Raw genomic sequence first — 21,299 nt, 5'->3', positions numbered from 1 at the left:
TTCGAGGTGGGTGAGAACATCGCTCACCTTTGAGTGCTGATATGTCAGACGGTTTACAGCGCTGTTTTGTCCTTCATCGACGTCCTTATAGCGAGTCGAGCCTAATCCTTGATGTGTTTAGCGAGGAGTATGGCCGCGTCACCTTAATGTCCAAAGGCGCACGCAGTAAACGATCGAACTTAAAAGGTGCACTGCAACCTTTTACCCCCTTATTGCTCAAATGGTCAGGCAACGGTTCAATGAAAACCTTGCGCCAAGCTGAACCGATTAGCCTTGGCTTACCACTCAGTGGTATTCATCTCTATTCTGCCATGTACGTCAATGAGCTGATTGGCCGCGTGCTTGCGCAAGAAGTGCCTTGCCCAGGTCTGTTCCATGATTATCTGCATGCACTCACCGAGTTAGCTCAGTGTGAAAATCCAGAACCAGCACTGCGCCGTTTTGAACTCGCGTTGCTAGCTTCAATGGGTTATGGCGTTGATTTCTTGCATTGCGCCGGAACGGGAGAAGCCATCGATCCTCGCATGACTTATCGCTATCGTGAGCAAAAAGGTTTTATCGCTTCTGTCAGGCGCGATAACCTCACGTTTATGGGCGATGAGTTGATTGCCATTAGTGAGCGGCGCTTTGTCAGTAAAGAGCAGCTTCAAGCGGCAAAACGCTTTACACGCATAGCGTTAAAGCCGTATCTTGGCGGCAAACCTTTAAAAAGCAGGGAGCTTTTCCTGCCCATGTCTAGTTTTTCCAGAGTACGGAGTATAGGAAAATGAGCGCAATTTACTTAGGCGTTAATATCGATCACATCGCCACGTTACGAAATGCCCGCGGTACCAAATACCCAGATCCCGTGCATGCTGCTGAAATGGCAGAGCGTGCCGGAGCCGATGGCATTACCATTCACCTACGTGAAGACCGACGCCATATCAAGGATCGCGATGTGCGTATTTTACGCGAGACGTTGCAAACTCGAATGAACCTTGAGATGGCCGTTACCGACGAAATGATTGATATTGCTCTGCAAACTCAGCCTGAATTTGTGTGTTTAGTGCCTGAAAAGCGTGAAGAACTAACGACGGAAGGTGGGCTGGACGTATTAGGACAGCTTGACAAAGTGAAAGCGGCAACCGAAAAACTGACCGCTGCAGGCATCAAAGTCTCTCTGTTTATTGATGCTGATCGTGAGCAGATTAACGCAGCTAAAACTTGCGGTGCACCGTTTATTGAATTGCATACTGGTCATTACGCCGATGCAACAACCGAAGCGGATCAGCAAGATGAGTTAAAGAAAATTGCGGCGGCTGCGAGTTATGCAAGTGATTTGGGCATTACGGTGAACGCTGGTCACGGTTTGACTTACCACAACGTAGCTGCCATTGCTGCACTGCCTGAAATTTACGAACTCAACATTGGGCACTCGATTATCGGGCGTGCTGTATTTGATGGTTTGGAGAAGTCGGTCGCCGATATGAAAGCCATCATGCAAGCGGCTCGCAAATAAGGTCTACCGATGGCGATTATCGGCTTAGGGACTGATATTGCGGAAATTGAACGCATAGAAAAAGCATTGTCACGCAGTGGCGATGCTTTTGCCGAGCGGGTGCTAACCCAAGATGAATTGGCGGTGTTCTATTCGCTCAAGAAAAAAGGGCGCTATTTAGCGAAACGTTTTGCCGCTAAAGAAGCGGCATCTAAAGCGCTTGGTACGGGTATTGCGCATGGCGTTAGCTTTCAGGATTTTACCGTCACCAACGACGCCAACGGAAAACCCGTGCTAACACTATCAGGTAAGGCTAAGCAGTTGGCTGCCACAGCCGGTGTGAATCACATTCACCTAACCATTTCTGATGAGCGTCATTATGCGGTGGCGACGGTGATTTTAGAGTCTTAATCTGTCAATCTTCTCTGCTTGCTGATAAGCAAACATGGCAACTGCGCGGCAAGCCCCTTTTTTCATTCGGTTAAATTGTCTCTTCGGTTAAATTGCTCATTCGCTTAAATACGGTTTAGCGGTAGCGATCACTTTGTCCATCTCATCTTGTAACTCAAATAATTCCGGTTCGACATCGCTGATGGATTTGCCGGAGCGCAATGCCTGTTCGAGCGCCGCGCACACTTTTTTCAAGCGGGGTACGCCACTGTATGAGCAACTGCCGTGCAGTTTATGAATATGGTGCAGTAGATCTTGAGTAGAGTATTCATCATCTTCCAACGCCATACTGACGACTTGGCTCACCTGTGGAATAGAATCAACTAGCATCTGTAGCAGCTCTTTGGCCAAATCTTCCTTGTTGGCTGATTGTTTGAGAGCATTTTGCCAGTCAATGATAATGGTGTGATTAGGCTGCTCAGCTTCCTGTGACGGCGACGGTATAACTTGTTCTGTGAGTTGTAATTTCTCCAACTGTTTACGGTTGGCGTAGGGGTTCCAGTGTGCTAACACTTGCTGCAAGATGTGCTCTTCAATCGGCTTAGTGAGGTAATCATCCATTCCTTCTTTCAGCAGACGATCGCGCTCTCCGATCATTGCATGAGCCGTTACCGCAATCACGGGCGTTTGGTGATTGAGTACCGTTTTCTTAATTTCCTGGCAAGCAGTGACCCCATCCATCTGTGGCATTTGGATGTCCATCAAAATCATATCAAATTTCTGGCGGCTTGCTTGTTCGACCGCTTCTTGCCCATTCGTACAAGCGATGACGGTTTCAACACGTTCTTGCAGCAGGGCCATGATCAGTTTGAGGTTGGCAGGGTTATCATCCACCGCCATTACTTTCAGGGGTAGTGTATCGAGTGTTATCGGTAGATCTTGAATGGCAGGCTGTACCGGTTGGTGCGCGATTAACAGTTGCAGCAATTTTTTACGCGACAGTGGCTTGGTAATGCACTGTACTGGATGATGCTGCATTAAATAATCGGATAGTGCGAGCTCGGTACTTGGTGTACCGATAATCACGTTGTCGGCAAGCTGAATAGCCTTTGTGACCCACTGCTCAACCAAATCTAAATCAGTCTCTCTACTTGGGGCTAAATTGAGTAATACATAATCGAAGCGATCCGTTTCTTCTGGCATTACCGCTCGATATGTGACGCTCAACCCTGCCTGCACCAACATTTGCTGAATGATGGAGGCGGCTTGCATATTGGGTTCAACGAGCAACAGCTGTTTATTGCTCAAAATATGTGGATCAAGCCAGTCGCTCATCGGCATTTCAGTGGTATTAAGACGCAGCGTAAACCAGAAGGTGGAACCTTGGTGAAGGCGGCTGGTGAGGCTAATTTCTCCGCCCATGTGGCTGACCAATTTCTGAGTAATAACCAAACCAAGTCCAGTGCCGCCGTAGCGACGAGAAATACTGGCATCGGCTTGGCTAAAGGCTTGGAACAGCTGTGCTTGTTGGCGCTCTGAAATACCAATGCCGGTGTCGCGCACCATAAATTGCAGCTCAACCACATTGTCGCGTTGTGAGCGCAATTCAACACTGATGTCGATGTTGCCACGTTCGGTGAACTTAATCGAGTTACCGACAAGGTTGGTCAACACTTGTTGGATACGAAGTGGGTCACCTACCAAGCCTGCTGGGATTTTTTGATCCACTTTAAGAGTAATTTCCAAGCCTTTTTCATGAGCACTGGTCGCTTGGAGGTTAACCACCTCTTCCAAACTTTCTTGAAATTCGAACGGAATATTTTCCAGCGCTAACTTACCGGCTTCTAGCTTGGAGAAATCCAAAATGTCATTGATGATGTTCAATAAGTTATTGGCCGATTTTTCAATGGTTTGTAAGTAATCTGCTTGGCTATTCGTCAACTGGGTTTTGAGCATTTGGCGGGTGAAGCCAATGACACCGTTAAGCGGCGTACGCAACTCATGGGACATGTTGGCAAGAAATTCTGATTTTATGCGCGCGGCTTCTTGGGCGCGTTTTTTGGCAATGTCCAATTCAACGTTTTGGATTTCCAACTGCTCTAAGGTTTCTCGCAAATCCGAGGTGGCTTGGTCGATACTGTGCTGCATTTCGACGTGATATTCCGATAGCGATACCGCCATCGCGTTGATCCCTTTTTTGAGCGAATCTAACTCACCGTGCATTTTGCCTTCGATCCGCACATCAAGGTGGCCGCGACGAATTCTATCCACCATGTTTTTCATGTGTGAGATAGGGCGAGTCACATCGTGCAGGAGTCGGAATGCGAACATTCCCGATAAACCTAGCCCAAGCGCAAGCACTAAAAAGGCGGAAAAGACCTCTTGATATTGTTGTAAACGCAATGAAGAGAGATCCAACTCAATCGCGATATAGCCGAGCGCAGGCGTTGATGTATTGGCATTTATGCCTTCGGTTAGACGGTTTTCAGCCAAAATTGGCGTGCGCAGTATTAAAGTGTTCTCGGTGAGATTTGAGCTGCTTAAAATCGGAATGGGCTTATCTTTTGGATAAGTTAAGCTTTCAAAGTTAGGGTGAAAATTCGAGGTAACAAACAGTTCGTGGTTGGCGTCAAACACTGCAATACTGCGGACAAATTTAGAGTTCTTCCGATGCGCGTAGCTGATAATTCGGCGCACCGACTCACGGCTTTGGTTTTTTAAGGCGTCTTCACTAGCAATGGCCAAGGGCTCAATGATGCTTGCCCCCGCATTGATCACCTGTTTTTCCAGATCATGGTAGCGATTGAATGAGAAAAAAGCACTGAGCAACAAGCCGATAATTAAGGTTGGAGCTAAGGTTAAAGTAATAACGCGCGCGCGTAAGCCATATCTGGTCATTATTGTCTAAACATCGTGGTGTGGATATGGGAAAATAGCCCGCAATTTGATGAGCAAGCCTGTACGAAAATCGTTTAATTGACGGCTAGCTTAATCAAGTCGAGTAAGTTCGACAATCATCCCCGCACTAAATAGTGACGCTAGGGCAAAAAACATCGATTTAATTTTACTTAGGCACAGAGCATGGCACGTTTTTTCCAACCGAAAAAGAAAGCGCAATTAGAAACAAAACATCAAACGGTATTGATTGAACGTCTTGATCATCAAGGTTCTGGTATCGCTTATCAACACAATAAACTGCTTTTTGTTGATGGCGCGCTGCCCGGTGAGCAAGTGCTGATGCAGCTAACTGAAAGCAAAAGTAAATACTCTCGCGGTCAGTTGATTAAAGTCTTAACGGCCAGTGAACAACGCGTGACGCCATTTTGTCGCCATTACGGTCAATGTGGTGGTTGCGATCTGCAGCATTTAGAGCACAGTGCGCAAGTGGCGCACAAAGAACAAACACTCTCGCAATTGATGAGTAAATTCGCCGGACAAACGTTGGCATTGAGCTCCGCAATAAGTTGCGCCGATAAAGGCTATCGCCGCCGCGCCCGCATCAGCGTGTTGTGGGACAAAAAGCAGCAACAGCTGCAATTTGGTTTTCGCAAAAAGCAGAGCAAGCAAATCGTTAACGTGACGGACTGCCCAGTGCTAGAACCACAACTCAACACGCTACTTACACCTATCCAAGCGCTGTTAACGCAATTTAAATCTCAGCAAGCGATTGGCCATGTTGAATTGGTGCTGGGTGATCAAGGCGCGGTGATGGTGTTGCGCCATCTTCAGCCGCTGCCAAGTGAAGATCACGCGGCGCTGCTGGCGTTTGCTCAGCAGCATCATCTCACTTTGTATGTGATGCCAGAAAGCGATCAGCTCGAACGTCTTCACGGAGAGATGGCAAGCTACTGTGAAACCGGATCAGTTATCGAATTTTTGCCCTCCAACTTTATTCAAGTCAATCGTCAAGTAAACCAAAAAATGGTGGCTCAAGCATTGGAATGGTTAGCCTTGACTGAGGATGACCGAGTGTTGGACCTATTTTGTGGCGTAGGGAACTTTAGTTTGCCGATGGCCCAATACGCTCAATCGGTGGTGGGCATTGAAGGTGTGGATGAGATGGTTGAGCAAGCGACACAAAACGCGCAGCGCAATCAAATCGACAATATCACGTTCTACCAAGCAAATTTGGAACAAGATATGTCAACGCAAGCGTGGGCAAAGCAAAAATTTGCTAAAGTACTACTCGACCCAGCGCGAGCCGGGGCGGCAGGCATTGTCGACCAATTGGCTAAGCTCGGCGCTCAGCGCGTGGTGTACGTTTCTTGTAACCCGGCAACACTGGCAAGAGACAGTCAAAGTTTACTCAGCCAAGGTTATAAGTTGGTAAAACTTGGCATGTTGGATATGTTTCCACACACCAGTCATTTAGAATCGATGGCGCTATTTGTAAAAAGTCGGTAGACAGAGAACTAACTCAGTCGAAGTTAGTCGAATACCACAAACTATAAAACTAGGACGAATCAGATGGTTGCGGTACGAAGCGCACACTTGAATCCAGACGAACAGTTTGAGCTAGATAAATGGATTGCGAGTTTACATCAAGATAAAAGCACAGCTTCTAAACTGACGGACGTATACCGTCAGTGTGAAACGTTATTAGAAGGTCAGGCCAAAGGACCGCTACTGCTGTGGCGCGGCCGTGAAATGATCGAAATCCTGATTACCTTATCGATGGATCGCGCCACTTTAGTCGCGGCTCAGCTCTTTCCTATCGTCAGTAGTGGGCTTTTTGACCGTGAAGTATTAGAAGAGACCTATGGTAAAGGCATAGTGAAGCTGATTGATGGTGTCGAAGAGATGGCGGCACTTGGTCAGTTAAATGTTACCTTGCAAGGCAGTGAAGCTTCAGAGCAGGTGGATAACGTTCGCCGCATGCTGCTTGCGATGGTAGATGATTTTCGTTGCGTGGTGATCAAATTAGCGGAGCGCATTTGTAATTTACGTGAAGTAAAAGATGAACCTGACGAAATTCGCCGTGTAGCGGCTAAAGAGTGCGCCAATATCTATGCCCCTTTAGCAAACCGCTTGGGCATTGGTCAGCTCAAATGGGAAATTGAAGATTACGCATTTCGCTACCAGCAGTCCGATACCTACAAACAAATTGCTAAGCAGCTTTCCGAGCGCCGCATCGTGCGTGAACAATATATTCACGATTTTGTCGAAGATCTGCGCGCCGAGATGAAGCTTTCTCATATCAATGCCGAAGTGAGTGGCCGTCCGAAACACATCTATAGCATCTGGCGCAAAATGCAGAAGAAAGGGTTGGCTTTCGATGAACTGTTTGATGTGCGTGCAGTTCGCATTATTGCTGATCAACTGCAAGACTGTTACGCCGCCTTGGGCGTTGTTCATACCAAATACAAACACCTGCCTAGCGAATTTGATGATTACGTTGCGAATCCGAAACCGAATGGCTATCAATCCATTCATACGGTGATTTTAGGGCCAGAAGGCAAAACCATCGAAATTCAAATTCGTACTAAGCAGATGCATGAAGAGTCTGAACTTGGGGTTGCTGCGCACTGGAAATATAAAGAGGGCGCAACGGTTGCCCGCAGCGGTTACGATGAGAAAATTACTTGGTTGCGTAAGCTTCTTGATTGGCAAGAAGAGATGTCTGATTCGGGTGAGATGATCGACGAGCTGCGTAGCCAGGTGTTTGATGATCGCGTTTACGCCTTTACACCTCGTGGTGATGTGGTTGATTTACCCATGGGAGCCACGCCGCTCGATTTTGCCTACCATATTCACTCTGAAGTGGGGCATCGCTGCATCGGTGCCAAAGTCGCGGGTCGTATTGTTCCATTTACTCATAAATTATCTATGGGTGATCAAGTCGAAATCATCACTCAAAAAGAGCCGAATCCTTCGCGTGATTGGCTAAATCCAGCAACGGGGTTTGTTCATTCAGGCCGTGCGCGCGCCAAGATTAACGCTTGGTTCCGTAAACAAGGCCGCGAGAAAAACCTTGAAGCCGGACGAGAGATCCTCGAGTCAGAATTAGCTAAAATCGGTGCTACGCTAAAAGATGCCGATAAATACGCGCTCAAACGTTTTAACGTCAATACGCCTGACGAGCTGTACGTCGGCATTGGCAGTGGTGATTTGCGAATCAACCAAATCGTCAATCACATCAATGCTTTGGTGAATAAGCCGACCGCTGAGCAAGAAGATCAACAAGCACTGCAAAAATTGCAAGATGCGCAAACTCGTCCAGCTCAGCCACATCGAGCGCACAAGGATGCCGTTGTAGTGGAAGGGGTAGATAACCTCATGACACACCTAGCGCGCTGTTGCCAACCTATCCCGGGAGATGAGATCAAAGGTTACATTACTCAAGGGCGTGGTATTTCAGTCCATCGCAGTGACTGTGAACAGCTAGAAGAGCTGAGCCATCACGCACCTGAACGCATCATTGATACCGTTTGGGGGCGCGGGTTTGTTGGAACCTATATTTTGACTTTGCGCGTTGAAGCGATGGAGCGAGGTGGGTTACTCAAAGACATTACCACCCTGCTTGCGAATGAGAAAGTGAAAGTCATCAGCATGAAAAGTCGTAGCGACTACAAAAGACAGTTGATCATCATGGATTTTGATCTTGAAGTGAGCAATATCGAAGCGCTGTCACGAGTATCAATGCGAGTAGAGCAGATCAAAGATGTAATGTTGGTGAAACGCCTAGGCTAAATTTCATATCACAGTAACACTCTTATTGGCGTGAATCGCAATTAAATCGCGACGCAAGCACCTTGGGTTTTCAAAGGCGAGTGGCAATGACTGCTCGCTTTTTTATTTTAAATATTGATGTAAGGAGCGGATAAATGAGCCACCCAATCGAACAACTGGAACAGATCATGGCACAGTTGCGTGACCCAAAAACAGGTTGTCCTTGGGATATCAAGCAAACTTTTGACACGGTTGTTCCTTACACAATCGAAGAGACCTATGAAGTGGTGGAAGCGATCCACAACCAAGATTGGCCTAATCTCAAAGAAGAATTAGGTGACTTGCTATTTCAAGTTATTTTTTATAGTCAAATGGCGAAAGAGCAAGGGTTGTTTGATTTCTCGCAAGTTGTTGAAACGGTGAATGAAAAACTTACGCGCCGCCATCCTCATGTTTTTTCGGGTGCCAAGTTTGAGGATGAAGCGCAAATCAACGCCAATTGGGAAGCTGAAAAAGCCAAAGAAAAGGTACAAGCAGGAAAAAAAGATCAAAGTATTCTAGACTCAATACCACACGCTTTTCCGTCTCTTTTACGTGCTACAAAGATTCAAAAAAAGTGTGCCCAATATGGCTTTGATTGGGATTCTATCGGCCCAGTGGTTGATAAAGTCCAAGAAGAGATCGAAGAAGTCATGGAAGAGGCGTTGCAAATCAACCCTGATCCGGTTCGAGTAGAGGATGAAATGGGCGATCTATTATTTGCCACCGTTAACTTTGCTCGGCACTTAAAAATTGATCCAGAAGTGGCGTTAAATAAAGCAAATCGAAAGTTTTCACGTCGATTTAAAGGCATTGAAATGCTGGTGGCACGTCAGCACAAAACCTTGACCGATTTTTCTCTCGAAGAATTGGATGCGATGTGGAATGAAGTGAAGCGCTTGGAGTCGAAGTAATACCCTGTGTTGGCAATCCACAATAAAACCCACCCATTGAGACAAATTTGACTCATTTGAGTGGTGTGATAAGCCATATCAAGCGGTGCTCTTTGATTTGAAGCAAAAAATAAAAAATGACAGTGTGATAGATTTCACGTTGTAGCGAATAAGGGCTTCTGGTATATTTTTATCCCGTCCAGAAGAAATCCATTTCCCTCATTCAACCAATTTCAGGTTAAACATGACGACAAATTACATTTTTGTTACTGGCGGGGTTGTATCCTCTCTAGGTAAAGGTATTGCGGCAGCATCTCTTGCGGCTATTTTAGAAGCTCGTGGTCTTAAAGTGACTATGATGAAGCTTGACCCTTACATCAACGTTGACCCAGGCACAATGAGCCCAACTCAACATGGTGAAGTGTTTGTCACGGAAGATGGCGCTGAAACTGACCTTGACCTTGGTCACTACGAACGTTTTATTCGTACCAAAATGACCAAGCGCAATAACTTTACTGCTGGTCGTGTTTATGCCGATGTATTGCGTAAAGAGCGCCGTGGTGACTACCTAGGTGCAACGATTCAGGTTATTCCACACATCACTAATGCGATTAAAGATCGCGTTATCGCAGGCTCTGAAGGTCACGATGTCGCTATCGTTGAAGTGGGCGGAACCGTTGGTGATATCGAGTCATTGCCATTTATGGAAGCGATTCGTCAGCTTGCGATTGAAGTGGGCCGTGAACACGCGATGTTTATGCACCTGACTTTAGTTCCTTACCTTGCCGCTGCTGGTGAAGTGAAAACCAAACCGACTCAACATTCAGTTAAAGAGCTGCTTTCTATCGGCATTCAGCCTGATATTTTGGTTTGTCGTAGCGATCGCGTTATCCCAGCGAACGAACGTAAGAAAATTGCTTTGTTCTGTAACGTGCCTGAAAAAGCCGTTATCTCGATGAAAGATGTTGATTCTATCTACAAGATCCCTCAACTGATCAAAGCTCAAGGTTTGGATGATATCGTTTGTAACCGTTTTGGTATTAAAGCACCGGAAGCGGATCTTTCTGAATGGGAACAAGTGATTTACGAAGAGGCTAACCCAACCGCTGAAGTGGTGATCGGGATGGTCGGTAAATACATTGAATTGCCTGATGCTTACAAATCGGTTAACGAAGCACTGAAACACGCAGGTTTGAAAAACCGTTTGAGCGTGAAAATCAAATACATCGATTCTCAAGACGTTGAAACCAAAGGTGCGGAAGTGCTGACTGGTTTGGACGCAATCCTAGTACCTGGCGGTTTTGGTGATCGCGGTATCGAAGGCAAAATTCTTGCTGCGCAATATGCCCGCGAAAACAAAGTTCCTTACCTAGGGATTTGTCTAGGTATGCAAGTGGCGCTGATCGAATACGCACGTAATGTTGCGGGTATGAAAGGTGCGCATTCAACAGAATTTAACAAAGAGACTCAATACCCTGTGGTAGGCTTGATCACCGAATGGGTAGATGACGAAGGTAACGTAGAAGAGCGTACTGAAAAGTCTGATCTTGGTGGTACTATGCGCCTTGGTTCGCAGCTATGCCACTTAGAGAAAGGCACCAAAGCGTATGAGCTTTACGGTAGTGCAACCATTCATGAACGTCATCGTCACCGTTATGAAGTTAATAATAAACTTCGTCCGCAGATCGAAAAAGCTGGCTTGAAAGTATCAGGTCTGTCTGCTGATAAGAAGCTAGTTGAAGTGATTGAGAACCCTGCTCACCCATGGTTTGTAGCAGCTCAGTTCCACCCAGAATTCACGTCAACCCCTCGTGATGGTCACCCACTATTTGCAGGCTTTATTAAAGCGGCAGGTGAGTTCCAACGCGGTGAATCAGAGAAGTAACAAGGATACGGGCAGTTGCAATTGTTGTGCTGCTGCCCTTTATAGTTTTGACATTTAAATTCAACGAGAGGAAACATTAATGTCTAAGATCGTTAAAGTTCTAGGTCGCGAAATCATCGACTCACGTGGTAACCCAACAGTAGAAGCTGAAGTTCACCTAGAAGGCGGTTTCGTAGGTATGGCAGCTGCGCCATCTGGTGCATCTACTGGTTCTCGCGAAGCTCTTGAGCTACGTGACGGTGACAAATCACGTTTCCTAGGTAAAGGTGTTCTTAAAGCGATTGCAGCTGTAAACGGCCCAATTGCTGATGCTCTAGTTGGTAAAGATGCTAAAGATCAAGCAGCTATCGACCAAGTGATGATCGACCTTGATGGTACTGAAAACAAATCTAACTTCGGTGCGAACGCAATCCTAGCGGTTTCTCTAGCGAACGCAAAAGCGGCTGCGGCTGCGAAAGGCATGCCTCTATACGAGCACATTGCTGAGCTAAACGGTACTGCTGGTCAATTCTCTATGCCTCTACCAATGATGAACATCATCAACGGTGGCGAGCACGCAGATAACAACGTAGACATCCAAGAGTTTATGATCCAACCTGTTGGCGCAAAAACTCTTAAAGAAGCAGTACGTATGGGTGCAGAAGTATTCCATAACCTAGCTAAAGTTCTGAAGTCTAAAGGCTACAACACTGCTGTTGGTGACGAAGGTGGTTTCGCTCCTAACCTAAAATCTAACGCTGAAGCGCTAGAAGTTATTGCTGAAGCGGTTGCAGCGGCTGGCTACGTGCTAGGCAAAGACATCACTCTAGCGATGGACTGTGCAGCATCTGAGTTCTTCGATAAAGACGCTGGCATCTACAACATGAAAGGTGAAGGCAAAACGTTCACTTCAGAAGAGTTCAACCACTACCTAGCGGGCCTTGTTGAGCAATTCCCAATCGTTTCTATCGAAGACGGTTTGGACGAGTCTGATTGGACTGGTTTCAAACACCAAACTGAACTTCTAGGCGACAAAATTCAGCTAGTGGGTGATGATCTATTCGTTACTAACACTAAGATCCTTAAAGAAGGTATTGAGAAAGGTATCGTTAACTCAATCCTTATCAAGTTCAACCAAATCGGTTCTCTAACTGAGACTCTAGCTGCAATTAAGATGGCTAAAGACGCAGGTTACACAGCGGTAATCTCTCACCGTTCTGGCGAAACTGAAGATGCAACTATCGCTGATCTAGCGGTAGGTACAGCTGCAGGTCAAATCAAAACGGGTTCTATGAGCCGTTCTGACCGTGTTGCTAAGTACAACCAACTAATCCGTATTGAAGAAGCGCTAGCTGGCCGTGCTCCTTTCAACGGTCTTAAAGAAGTGAAAGGCCAAGCTTAATCCCACTGGATACAGCTTAGCATCATTACTTTAAAGAACGCCCTGCAATGCAGGGCGTTTTGTTTTTTCTGCTATCGCAACTCGCATTTTGAATTGCGAGTTAAGAAGGGAAAGATTTACACCGCGCTAATCGCTGCGATCCGTCGTTTATCCAGCTCTTCTTTGATCGCTTTCCCTTGAAAACCATCACGGATCACCTGTTGTACATCGACACTCAGTGCGGCTTGATAGGCTTTGAGAAAAATATCGCGTTGCGGATAAGGGGTCTCTTCGTAACCTAATCGACCCGCATGATCGGCCTGACAACAAAGTAAAACGTCCAGCAAGCGCTCCGGCTTGCGCCATGCATCGAGTTTATCGAGTATTTTGAGTTTGGTGCTGGGTTTTAATTCTGCCGCTCGATGAATATTGGAGTGCTGCTCGCAGACGAGCAGTGCCAACTCTTTAAACTCATTTGGAATACGCACCCGCTCGCACAAGGCTTTAATGATGTTAATTCCTGTGTGACAGTGCATTTTATGGCTGGGCCATTCGCTTTTAGGTGTGACTCCTTTGCCTAAGTCATGCACTTGCGCTGCAAAACGAACCGCTATCGATGAAGAGAGCTTCGCCGCTTGCGCTGCAACCATTAAGGTGTGTACTCCGGTATCAATTTCTGGATGCCATTTTTCCGGTTGAGGAACACCAAACAGGCGATCCAGTTCGGGTAATACCACTTTAAGTGCACCGCATTCATATAAAACAGAAAGAAATATTTCTGGATGCCGAGTGGCCAGTGATTTCTGCCACTCTTGCCATACGCGCTCGGCGGTTAAGTGTTGCAACTCACCTGATTGCGTTATTTGTTTCATCAGTGCCATGGTTTCATCGGCAATGGTAAAATCTAAATGTGCGAATTTGGCCGCAAAACGAGCCACGCGAAGGACGCGTAGTGGATCTTCGATAAAGGCATCAGAAACATGGCGCAGTAGGCGATTGTGCAGATCGCGCTGGCCGCCATAGGGGTCAATAAGCTTACCAGCGTTATCTTGTGCAATGGCGTTAATGGTCAGATCGCGGCGGGCGAGATCCTCTTCCAAAGTCACATCGGGTGCGTAGTAGCAGGCAAAGCCTGTGTAGCCAGCGCCAGTTTTGCGCTCAGTGCGAGCAAGGGCATACTCTTGTTTCGTTTTCGGGTGAAGAAATACGGGAAAATCTTTTCCTACAGGAGTAAAACCAGTGGCCAGCATTTGCTCTGGGCTGCTGCCTACTACAACCCAATCTTTGTCATAGATATCAATATGGAGCAACTGATCGCGTACCGCGCCCCCAACTAAGTATACTTGCACCGGATTACCTTAAATATGCTGAAACGCCATTGGCGATTGATGTTAGTAATGGTACTTTTCATCACAGTGAAATGATAGAGACGAGAGAATGTATAAGGAATTTTTTGGATTTACCGAGCCGCCATTTTCAATTGTACCGAGCTCTCGTTACCTATTTTTGAGCCATCGTCATCGTGAAGCGATGCAACATTTACAAGCAGGGCTGGGTGATGGTGGTGGTTTTGCGCTATTAACTGGCGAAGTGGGGACTGGCAAAACAACCATCGCAAGAGCGATGCTTGCGGCACTCGATGATAGTACTCAGGCGGGGTTTATTTTAAATCCAACTTTTTCGAACATCGAGTTGCTTGAAGCGATTTGTGATGAGTTTGCGCTGTCTTACCCATCTTCAGGGAGTTTAAAGGCGCTTAGCCAAGTAATTTATCATCATTTACTGCATAACCACGCGCAAGGGAAACAGACGCTATTAGTGATAGATGAGGCGCAGCATCTGGCCGCCGATGTACTGGAACAGTTGCGACTACTGACTAACCTTGAAACGGAGAGCCGTAAGTTACTTAAGGTTTTACTGATTGGTCAGCCTGAGTTACAACAAAAATTGCAATTACCTCAATTACGCCAACTTGCGCAACGTATTACCGGTCGTTATCACTTGCTGCCTCTCAATGTTCAAGAGACAGAGCAGTACATCCACTTTCGTTTAGCGTTAGCCGGCGGTCACAAGGATTGGTTTGATCAGAAAAGTATCAAATGGATAGCGGAACAGACCCACGGTATTCCGCGTTTAATTAACTTAGTATGCGATGCGAGTTTCAAGTTAGCCTATCAGCAGGGCGTGAAAGCGCTCTCATTTGAATTAGTGCGTACCGCGGGTCAAGAGGTCATGAATTTTCAGTCTTCGGTCTATCAGTCGCCTCATGCTCGCCTCGTACCGTCTTCAATATCGTATCGCTCTCCTCTCATTGCGGGCTTAGTGTTAGCTGTGTTCATTGCGTGGTTTAGCCCGCCATGGATTGATCGCATGATGCGCTTTGCATTGCCTTCCCCTGAATTACCTAAACCGATCACTCAAGTGGTTATCAGTGCTCAATTGGAACAAGATCTAGAACGCTCGAAGGCATTGGAAGCGGCCATTAGCGATCTTTATAAAGTGTGGGGTTACAGCGCATCTTTGGCCGATAGTTTTTGTGATGCTCAAGCACAAGGACGCTTTCAATGTCAGCGTATGCAGGGTGATTTCAACCAATTAAAGCAGTTAAATTTGCCAGTGGTGCTTACTTTAGCTGCGGAGCAAACACAAGCTTATGCGGTGTTGTACCAGATCAATGCTGAGCAGGTGCAATTGTTAATGGCAGGAAAGCATGTGCAAATTAACCAAAGTCAGCTCAATGATGTATGGACAGGAGAATATCACTACATTTGGCAGCACGATTTACTTCGAACGTTGAAACAGGGCATGCAAGGAGATGATGTTGAACTGCTTGACCAAAAATTGTCTCAGTTACTTGGAGAGCAAGCCACAGGGCATCAACAATTTGATGGTGAGGTAAAGCGCAAAGTAGCGTTTTTCCAGCGCTGGCAGAAAATTGACAGCGATGGTATTGCTGGGGCTCGCACTATAAGTCGGCTTGAGCTATTGACTCAACACAACGCACCTCGTCTTCTTATTACTAAGGAGCAAGGATAATGTCGCAAGTGCTTAAAGCATTAGAGCAATCAGAGCTGAGCCACCAGAGCAAAAGCTTGCCTCACTCTTCTCATGTAGCAGTGTTTAATCAATCCTTGCCATCTTCATGGTGCTCGAAATCATCACTTACCGCGTTGTTTGCTCCATCGCTGCTTTGTTGCGGTTATCTTGTTTATCATTCATACCAAGCTCGAATCGATGAGCTAGAACAATTGAAGCACAATGCGCTACAAGTTGTGCAACAAGAGGGGGCTTACCAAGTTCTGGAATACCCTGACTTTGGTGAGTTACAAACCAATACACCACGAGTGAAAACACTTACCGAGACAAGCTCTACGCCGCCATTTACTCCTTTACATGGTACTCAGTTGACGACTCGTGAGCCGCGAGATAAAAACGCAGATCAGGAGTTTGGCCTTAATGATCTCGACTTAAGTCAATTATCCCCGGAATTGGTACAACGAGTTGAGTTGGCGATTCAAGGCAAAGATCAAGTCGTACTTATAGGAGACACATCAAAAGATCATCTTCTGCTCACAGAACATCTTGATACCTTTTCAGGTCGTATCCCAGCGCTGAATTTCCAGACTCACGTTTATTCAAGTCGCACAGATAAACGATGGGTAAAAATTAATGGCGTAGAGCGAAAGGTAGGTGATGATGTGGTGAATGGCGTGCAATTAGTCGAGATCAATCCGCAATCAACCTTGATACGTTTCGATGGTGAATTGATTGAAATCCCAGCTCTTTATGATTGGAAAGGATGAAAAACGGCCACCTTTCTCTGGTGACCGTTTTTCAAGTGATAGATCCAGTCAGTTAGGGAGATTATGCCCAACCAGAAGGGTGTTTCTTACGGCGTGGGATAATGTGTGGCAAAATTAGTCCAAGTAACAGACCAATACCCGCTACGCCGCCACCGTAAGTAAAGTATTTAAGCAGTAGATCCTCTTTCTGAGTATCCAGCTTAGCGCGCAGTTCGCGAATTTCAGTTTGTGAATCAGTGAGCTGCTTACTGATATCACTGTAGTTTTGTTCTAACTCTGAAATTTGTTGATTGCGAGCCTCTAATGAATTGGCCAATCCGGCTTTTTCACTGTCTGCATTTTGCTTTGCATTGGCCAATTTACTTTTCACTTCGGCCAGCTCACTCTCCAATTTCGGCAAACGCATCGCCATGCTTTCTTGGCGAGTGACAAAACGGCTTTCAACCCAACCCGTGCGGCCTTTCTCATCGGCAATCTGGCTATAACCAGTATCGTTATTAACATCAAGCAGCTTTACTTTGTCTCCTGCATCGATGCTACCGAGAATGCGAAATTGGTTACTTGGACCTGAATGAATATAAGTAAAGAGTTTGTCCGCAATATAGCGGTCTTGCGCAAACGTTGGCGCAGCCAACATGGTCAGTAAAACCATGCAGATCAGTTTTTTCACGATAAGTCCTTTAGCTATCAAATGAGGTATTAAAATGCTTTCGACAAATATTAAGAAGTTTCGTTGATTGGTGCAACAAAGAAGGGAGGCTAAGCCTCCCTTTCTGTGCGTTTGAGTCAATTAATGACATTGCACTTACAATCTATTGACTTATTGTATTAGCCAAATATTGCTTGCAGGGCATAGAAGAAAATTACTGCAAGTAAAGCGCCTGCTGGCAAGGTGACAATCCATGAAGCAACGATATTACGCACCACACCTAGATTCAATGCCGCAATTCCACGAGCAAAACCAACCCCTAATACCGCACCAACAAGTGTTTGTGTGGTTGAGATTGGAAGGCCAGTACCTGATGCCAATACGACCGTTGACGCTGTTGCCAACTGAGCGGCAAAGCCACGGCTTGGCGTCAGTTCAGTGATACCCGTACCGACCGTCGCCATCACTTTGTGACCAAGGGTAGCTAGGCCAACCACAATACCAAAACCACCCAGTGGCAAAATCCACCAAGCAATTGAGCTTTTAGCACTAACAGCACCCAAGCTTTCAACAGTTGAAACCACCGCAGACAGAGGACCAATCGCGTTAGCTACATCATTTGAACCATGCGCAAAAGCCATTGCACACGCAGTGATCACCATCAATACGCTAAAGATGCTCTCAACACCGGAAAACCCATGGTCTTCTTCGCGGTTGGCAAATTTTCTCTTGATGTAGTAGTAACCACCGACCATAACAAGGCCTGATAACGCCGCAGAACATAACCATGCTTCACCGGTACTCAAGTGTAAGCCTATATGTTTAAGGCCTTTTTTGATGGTAACCAGTGCGATCACCATAGTGGTGATGAACATATAAATAGGAACAAAGCGTTTGGCATTCATCAGTGGATTTTCAGTATCGAAAATCAATCGTTGAGCACTGACGAAGATTAAGTAGGCGAACAAACCAGAAATGACTGGGGTGACAATCCAACTGCCTACGATGCCTTTTACTGAGGCCCAATCAACCGCTTCTGGGCCGACAGATATGCAGGCAAATCCGATAATGGCGCCGATGATAGAGTGAGTCGTTGATACAGGCCAACCCATGTATGAAGCCAACAATAACCATGTTCCGGCGGCGAGAAGTGCAGACATCATGCCATAAACAAGAACGTCGGGTTGGTGAGCAAAAAGTGCGGGTTCGATGACGCTGTTACGAATGGTTTCGGTTACTTCACCACCCGCTAAATATGCACCAGCGAATTCAAAAATCATCGCAATGATAATAGCTTGTTTTACGGTTAGCGCTTTTGAGCCTACTGAAGTTCCCATTGCATTAGCAACATCATTTGCACCAATACCAATCGCCATCATGAAGCCAAAAGCGGCTGCAACAAGAATCAGGACAGTGCCGTAGTTCGCAAGGATATCCATCGTAATACCTAGTCTTTTGATAACAAGCGGAGCATAACTGGACTCATTTTCTCGAAGCGAGTCAAAACCATCAGCGGAGAAAATAATCAACGCCTAAGCTGATGGATCAAGTTTTGCTCTTCGTTATTTGGTTAACTTACTGATTTAAGAGCGAGAAAGCATTAGTTCAAGACGAGCGCCAACGCGCTGAGCTTGATCGGCAATGCCGCCCACCCATTCTAGAATTTTGTACAAGAACATTACATCGATCGGATTCATTTTCGACTCAATAGCCATTAATTGTTGGCGGAGTCGAACCTGCATCGCATCGGTGTCATCTTCAATCACATCCAGTTGATTGATCATTTCCGCCACCAGTGTGACTTCACGACCTTTAAATCCTGTTTCCAATAACTCATCGAGCTCATTGATCACTTTTTGCGCTTGATTTGCTGCATCAAGGCAGCGTTTTACGTAGGCAATGAAGTTTTCTTGAAGAGGCTCTGGGATGATCAATTGACGACCGTAGACACGGCCTGCAATATCTTTTGCAAGGTTGGCCAGTTTATCTTGCTGAGTTAACAGCTCTAGCATGTCAGTACGATCGACAGGCATAAATAAACCGCGTGGTAGTTTAAGACGAATTTCACGCTTGAGTACGTCCGCTTCTTTCTCTAAATGAGAAATTTGGGCTCGAATTTCACCTGCTTTCTCCCAGTCACCCTTTGAACAAACTTCAAAGAAATTGACTAAGTGAGAGCAACATTCATTCACACACACAACGTGGCGCTGCAAAGGCTTTATAGGGGACTTTGCAAATAACCCCATAATTGTATTTACTGGCATGGTCGTTCAACCTAAAAAATATAACCTTAAAATAACATACACCATTCATGGCGAAATGTTGAGCGATGGCTATAAAGGCGCGCATGTTAACCCATTAAATCTCTCATTAAAACTGTTTTAGATCATCATTCCGGTGATATTTGTTACTTGCCCCACTGTGCATTAGGCCATATTCTTTCGCTATCTGCTTTGAAAGGGTTAGTTATGGAAACCGAGATAGAACTGAAGTTTTTTGTTTCACCAGAATTTTCGGAAATTTTGCGTTACAAGATCTCTGAAATCAAAGTACTTCAGCACAGTTGTCGAGCGTTAGGGAACACTTACTTCGATACACCTGACAACTGGTTGCGTCAACACGACACAGGGCTTCGTATTCGTCGCTTTGATGATGTGTATGTTCAAACTGTTAAAACGGCGGGTCGAGTCGTTGCAGGGTTGCACCAAAGACCAGAATACAATGCTGAGCACAACAGCAATGAACCGAACTTGACGCTTCATCCGGAAGATATCTGGCCACAAGGTAAAGATATTACGACCTTACAATCTGAACTTATGCCTCTATTTTCGACCAACTTCACACGCGAGCAGTGGTTGATTGGCATGGCCGATGGCAGCCAAGTTGAAGTGGCTTTCGATCAAGGCTTTGTCGTTGCAGGTGAAAAACAAGAACCTATCTGCGAAGTGGAGCTGGAGTTGAAATCGGGGCAAACGGATGCCTTGTTTACGTTAGCTCGCCAGTTTTGTGAGCACGGTGGTATGCGTCTGGGTAACTTGAGTAAAGCGGCGCGAGGCTATCGTCTTGCGTCTGGTTATCAAGGTGATGAAGTTCACGCCTTAACCTTGGTCAATACAGTCAGTACTGACAGCGTGGAAGAGTGTTTTATTCACTCGCTAGAACATGCATTATCCCATTGGCATCACCATGAACAGATCTACACCGAGCGCGATTCAATTCCAGCGTTACATGAGATAAGCCACGCCACCAGTTTTTTACGTCAGATCCTGAGCATTTATGGCGGCATTGTGCCACGTCGCGCTAGCGCTATTTTACGTCAGGAATTGAAATGGTTGGAGCAAGAGTTATCGTGGTTAAAAACTCATGACTACCTAACCAATCTGCTTGAAGATAAAGGCCACGCACTGCGTAAACTGGACGCTCGTAAATTTATCATCGCCGAGTTAAAAGAGCAGCAAGAGGCACTACCTAATCGGGAAGAAAACTTAAAGCTGCTCAGTTCGGCGCGGTATACAGGGTTACTGCTTGATCTCAGTCGTTGGATTTTGAGCCGTGGATGGCAACCCTTCTTGGACGATAAAGCCAGAGAAAAAATGGCGCGTAACGTCGGTTCGTTTTCGGTGAAGCAGTTGGATCGCACATGGGCCGAGTTAATGGAAGCTTTTCCTCCTAAAGTTGAGCTAAGCCCTCAAGAGTATATTGATCAGCAGTATCGTTTAATGCGTAATCTCTACACTGGCATTGGTTTTGCGAGCCTTTATGATATTGAAGAACGCAAAAACTTCCGTCTCCCTTGGGCTGATTTACTGCAAGGAATAGATGATTTATTAATGCTCAAGCCGCTAGAGAATTTGATCGACAAGTTGCAAGAAGACGAACAAGAACAACTCAAGCGATGGCTGATTCGCCAACAAAACTCCATTGTTCATGCGATGGAGCAGACGCGACAAATTGGCATTGAAGCCGAGCCTTATTGGCGTAAAAGTCGCTAATCAACATGGCTCACAGCCAAAATGAAAAAGAGATACTGCGGTGTCTCTTTTTTATATCTCTGCTCATTTAGTTTCATTAATTGCAATTGATTTGTGGATGAGATCAAATCTCCAACAGGTTGCACAACGAAACGACTACAGT

At 46.0% G+C, this 21,299-nt stretch carries 16 protein-coding genes; 11 read left to right on the top strand and 5 right to left on the bottom strand.

Going from position 1 to position 21,299, the window contains the following annotated elements:
* Window positions 1-41: 41 nt before the first annotated feature.
* From recO to acpS, 3 genes are read left to right on the top strand one after another with little or no spacing between them, the layout of a single operon-like run.
* Complete coding sequence (recO, locus tag AACV12_RS05755) at window positions 42-770, top strand: DNA repair protein RecO (RefSeq protein ID WP_026027280.1); 729 nt, start codon at window positions 42-44, stop codon at window positions 768-770.
* Window positions 767-1,498: a pyridoxine 5'-phosphate synthase gene (pdxJ, locus tag AACV12_RS05750; RefSeq protein WP_013856034.1), complete on the top strand. Its 732-nt coding sequence runs from the start codon at window positions 767-769 to the stop codon at window positions 1,496-1,498. The genes recO and pdxJ overlap by 4 nt, the downstream gene beginning before the upstream one ends.
* 9 nt (window positions 1,499-1,507) lie before the next feature.
* The gene (gene acpS / locus AACV12_RS05745) at window positions 1,508-1,888 is read left to right on the top strand and encodes a holo-ACP synthase (protein WP_170900036.1); all 381 of its coding nucleotides are present in this window, start codon (window positions 1,508-1,510) and stop codon (window positions 1,886-1,888) included.
* A gap of 96 nt (window positions 1,889-1,984) precedes the next feature.
* Here acpS and barA read toward each other — a convergent pair whose 3' ends face one another.
* Window positions 1,985-4,765 (bottom strand): two-component sensor histidine kinase BarA, encoded by a 2,781-nt coding sequence (gene barA, locus AACV12_RS05740; RefSeq protein WP_170900035.1) that lies wholly within the window; start codon window positions 4,763-4,765, stop codon window positions 1,985-1,987.
* A 183-nt stretch (window positions 4,766-4,948) separates the two neighbouring features.
* On the opposite strand from barA, the gene rlmD reads away from it, so the two are divergent.
* The 5 genes from rlmD to eno all read left to right on the top strand — a co-directional run bounded on the left by rlmD (window position 4,949) and on the right by eno (window position 12,734).
* Complete coding sequence (gene rlmD / locus AACV12_RS05735) at window positions 4,949-6,271, top strand: 23S rRNA (uracil(1939)-C(5))-methyltransferase RlmD (protein ID WP_170900034.1); 1,323 nt, start codon at window positions 4,949-4,951, stop codon at window positions 6,269-6,271.
* Between the two features lie 63 nt (window positions 6,272-6,334).
* Window positions 6,335-8,557, top strand: coding sequence for a GTP diphosphokinase (gene relA, locus AACV12_RS05730; RefSeq protein WP_010319794.1), 2,223 nt, complete (start codon window positions 6,335-6,337; stop codon window positions 8,555-8,557).
* 134 nt (window positions 8,558-8,691) lie between these two features.
* Window positions 8,692-9,489 carry a nucleoside triphosphate pyrophosphohydrolase gene (gene mazG / locus AACV12_RS05725; protein ID WP_088732852.1) on the top strand — a complete coding sequence of 266 codons (798 nt, stop codon included), beginning with the start codon at window positions 8,692-8,694 and terminating at the stop codon, window positions 9,487-9,489.
* Window positions 9,490-9,712: 223 nt separating this feature from the next.
* Window positions 9,713-11,353 (top strand): CTP synthase, encoded by a 1,641-nt coding sequence (locus tag AACV12_RS05720; RefSeq protein ID WP_013856040.1) that lies wholly within the window; start codon window positions 9,713-9,715, stop codon window positions 11,351-11,353.
* Between the two features lie 79 nt (window positions 11,354-11,432).
* Complete coding sequence (gene eno, locus AACV12_RS05715; RefSeq protein WP_013856041.1) at window positions 11,433-12,734, top strand: phosphopyruvate hydratase; 1,302 nt, start codon at window positions 11,433-11,435, stop codon at window positions 12,732-12,734.
* Between the two features lie 116 nt (window positions 12,735-12,850).
* Here eno and AACV12_RS05710 read toward each other — a convergent pair whose 3' ends face one another.
* Entirely contained in the window at window positions 12,851-14,062 is a 1,212-nt protein-coding gene (locus AACV12_RS05710) for a multifunctional CCA addition/repair protein (RefSeq protein WP_170900033.1), read from the bottom strand.
* Window positions 14,063-14,150: 88 nt separating this feature from the next.
* On the opposite strand from AACV12_RS05710, the gene AACV12_RS05705 reads away from it, so the two are divergent.
* Window positions 14,151-15,749: an AAA family ATPase gene (locus AACV12_RS05705; protein WP_170900032.1), complete on the top strand. Its 1,599-nt coding sequence runs from the start codon at window positions 14,151-14,153 to the stop codon at window positions 15,747-15,749.
* Entirely contained in the window at window positions 15,749-16,516 is a 768-nt protein-coding gene (locus AACV12_RS05700; RefSeq protein WP_170900031.1) for a general secretion pathway protein GspB, read from the top strand. The genes AACV12_RS05705 and AACV12_RS05700 overlap by 1 nt, the downstream gene beginning before the upstream one ends.
* Window positions 16,517-16,577: 61 nt before the next feature.
* Here the strand turns inward: AACV12_RS05700 and AACV12_RS05695 are convergent, their stop codons facing one another.
* From AACV12_RS05695 to AACV12_RS05685, 3 genes are all read right to left on the bottom strand, one after another.
* Complete coding sequence (locus AACV12_RS05695) at window positions 16,578-17,186, bottom strand: TIGR04211 family SH3 domain-containing protein (RefSeq protein WP_026029138.1); 609 nt, start codon at window positions 17,184-17,186, stop codon at window positions 16,578-16,580.
* A 158-nt stretch (window positions 17,187-17,344) separates the two neighbouring features.
* The gene (locus AACV12_RS05690) at window positions 17,345-18,604 is read right to left on the bottom strand and encodes an inorganic phosphate transporter (RefSeq protein ID WP_026027278.1); all 1,260 of its coding nucleotides are present in this window, start codon (window positions 18,602-18,604) and stop codon (window positions 17,345-17,347) included.
* Between the two features lie 144 nt (window positions 18,605-18,748).
* Window positions 18,749-19,429, bottom strand: coding sequence for a TIGR00153 family protein (locus AACV12_RS05685; RefSeq protein WP_013856047.1), 681 nt, complete (start codon window positions 19,427-19,429; stop codon window positions 18,749-18,751).
* Window positions 19,430-19,633: 204 nt separating this feature from the next.
* Here AACV12_RS05685 and AACV12_RS05680 point away from each other — a divergent pair, with 204 nt between their 5' ends.
* Window positions 19,634-21,157 carry a CYTH and CHAD domain-containing protein gene (locus tag AACV12_RS05680; protein WP_029189885.1) on the top strand — a complete coding sequence of 508 codons (1,524 nt, stop codon included), beginning with the start codon at window positions 19,634-19,636 and terminating at the stop codon, window positions 21,155-21,157.
* Window positions 21,158-21,299 lie beyond the last annotated feature (142 nt).

The organism is Vibrio sp. 2-2(8) (genome assembly GCF_963888495.1).
Taxonomy (GTDB): domain Bacteria; phylum Pseudomonadota; class Gammaproteobacteria; order Enterobacterales; family Vibrionaceae; genus Vibrio; species Vibrio anguillarum.
The sequence above is the reverse complement of the archived record's forward strand: the minus strand, read 5'-3'. Positions and strand labels throughout refer to the sequence as shown.

What these genes read in the sequence shown, in the direction of transcription:
- AACV12_RS05690 (WP_026027278.1), bottom strand. Translation starts at nt 18,604, where the DNA reads ATGGATATCCTTGCGAACTACGGCACTGTCCTGATTCTTGTTGCAGCC.
- AACV12_RS05720 (WP_013856040.1), top strand. Translation starts at nt 9,713, where the DNA reads ATGACGACAAATTACATTTTTGTTACTGGCGGGGTTGTATCCTCTCTA.
- pdxJ (WP_013856034.1), top strand. Translation starts at nt 767, where the DNA reads ATGAGCGCAATTTACTTAGGCGTTAATATCGATCACATCGCCACGTTA.
- AACV12_RS05685 (WP_013856047.1), bottom strand. Translation starts at nt 19,429, where the DNA reads ATGCCAGTAAATACAATTATGGGGTTATTTGCAAAGTCCCCTATAAAG.
- AACV12_RS05700 (WP_170900031.1), top strand. Translation starts at nt 15,749, where the DNA reads ATGTCGCAAGTGCTTAAAGCATTAGAGCAATCAGAGCTGAGCCACCAG.
- barA (WP_170900035.1), bottom strand. Translation starts at nt 4,765, where the DNA reads ATGACCAGATATGGCTTACGCGCGCGCGTTATTACTTTAACCTTAGCT.
- AACV12_RS05680 (WP_029189885.1), top strand. Translation starts at nt 19,634, where the DNA reads ATGGAAACCGAGATAGAACTGAAGTTTTTTGTTTCACCAGAATTTTCG.
- rlmD (WP_170900034.1), top strand. Translation starts at nt 4,949, where the DNA reads ATGGCACGTTTTTTCCAACCGAAAAAGAAAGCGCAATTAGAAACAAAA.
- mazG (WP_088732852.1), top strand. Translation starts at nt 8,692, where the DNA reads ATGAGCCACCCAATCGAACAACTGGAACAGATCATGGCACAGTTGCGT.
- recO (WP_026027280.1), top strand. Translation starts at nt 42, where the DNA reads ATGTCAGACGGTTTACAGCGCTGTTTTGTCCTTCATCGACGTCCTTAT.
- relA (WP_010319794.1), top strand. Translation starts at nt 6,335, where the DNA reads ATGGTTGCGGTACGAAGCGCACACTTGAATCCAGACGAACAGTTTGAG.
- acpS (WP_170900036.1), top strand. Translation starts at nt 1,508, where the DNA reads ATGGCGATTATCGGCTTAGGGACTGATATTGCGGAAATTGAACGCATA.
- eno (WP_013856041.1), top strand. Translation starts at nt 11,433, where the DNA reads ATGTCTAAGATCGTTAAAGTTCTAGGTCGCGAAATCATCGACTCACGT.
- AACV12_RS05705 (WP_170900032.1), top strand. Translation starts at nt 14,151, where the DNA reads ATGTATAAGGAATTTTTTGGATTTACCGAGCCGCCATTTTCAATTGTA.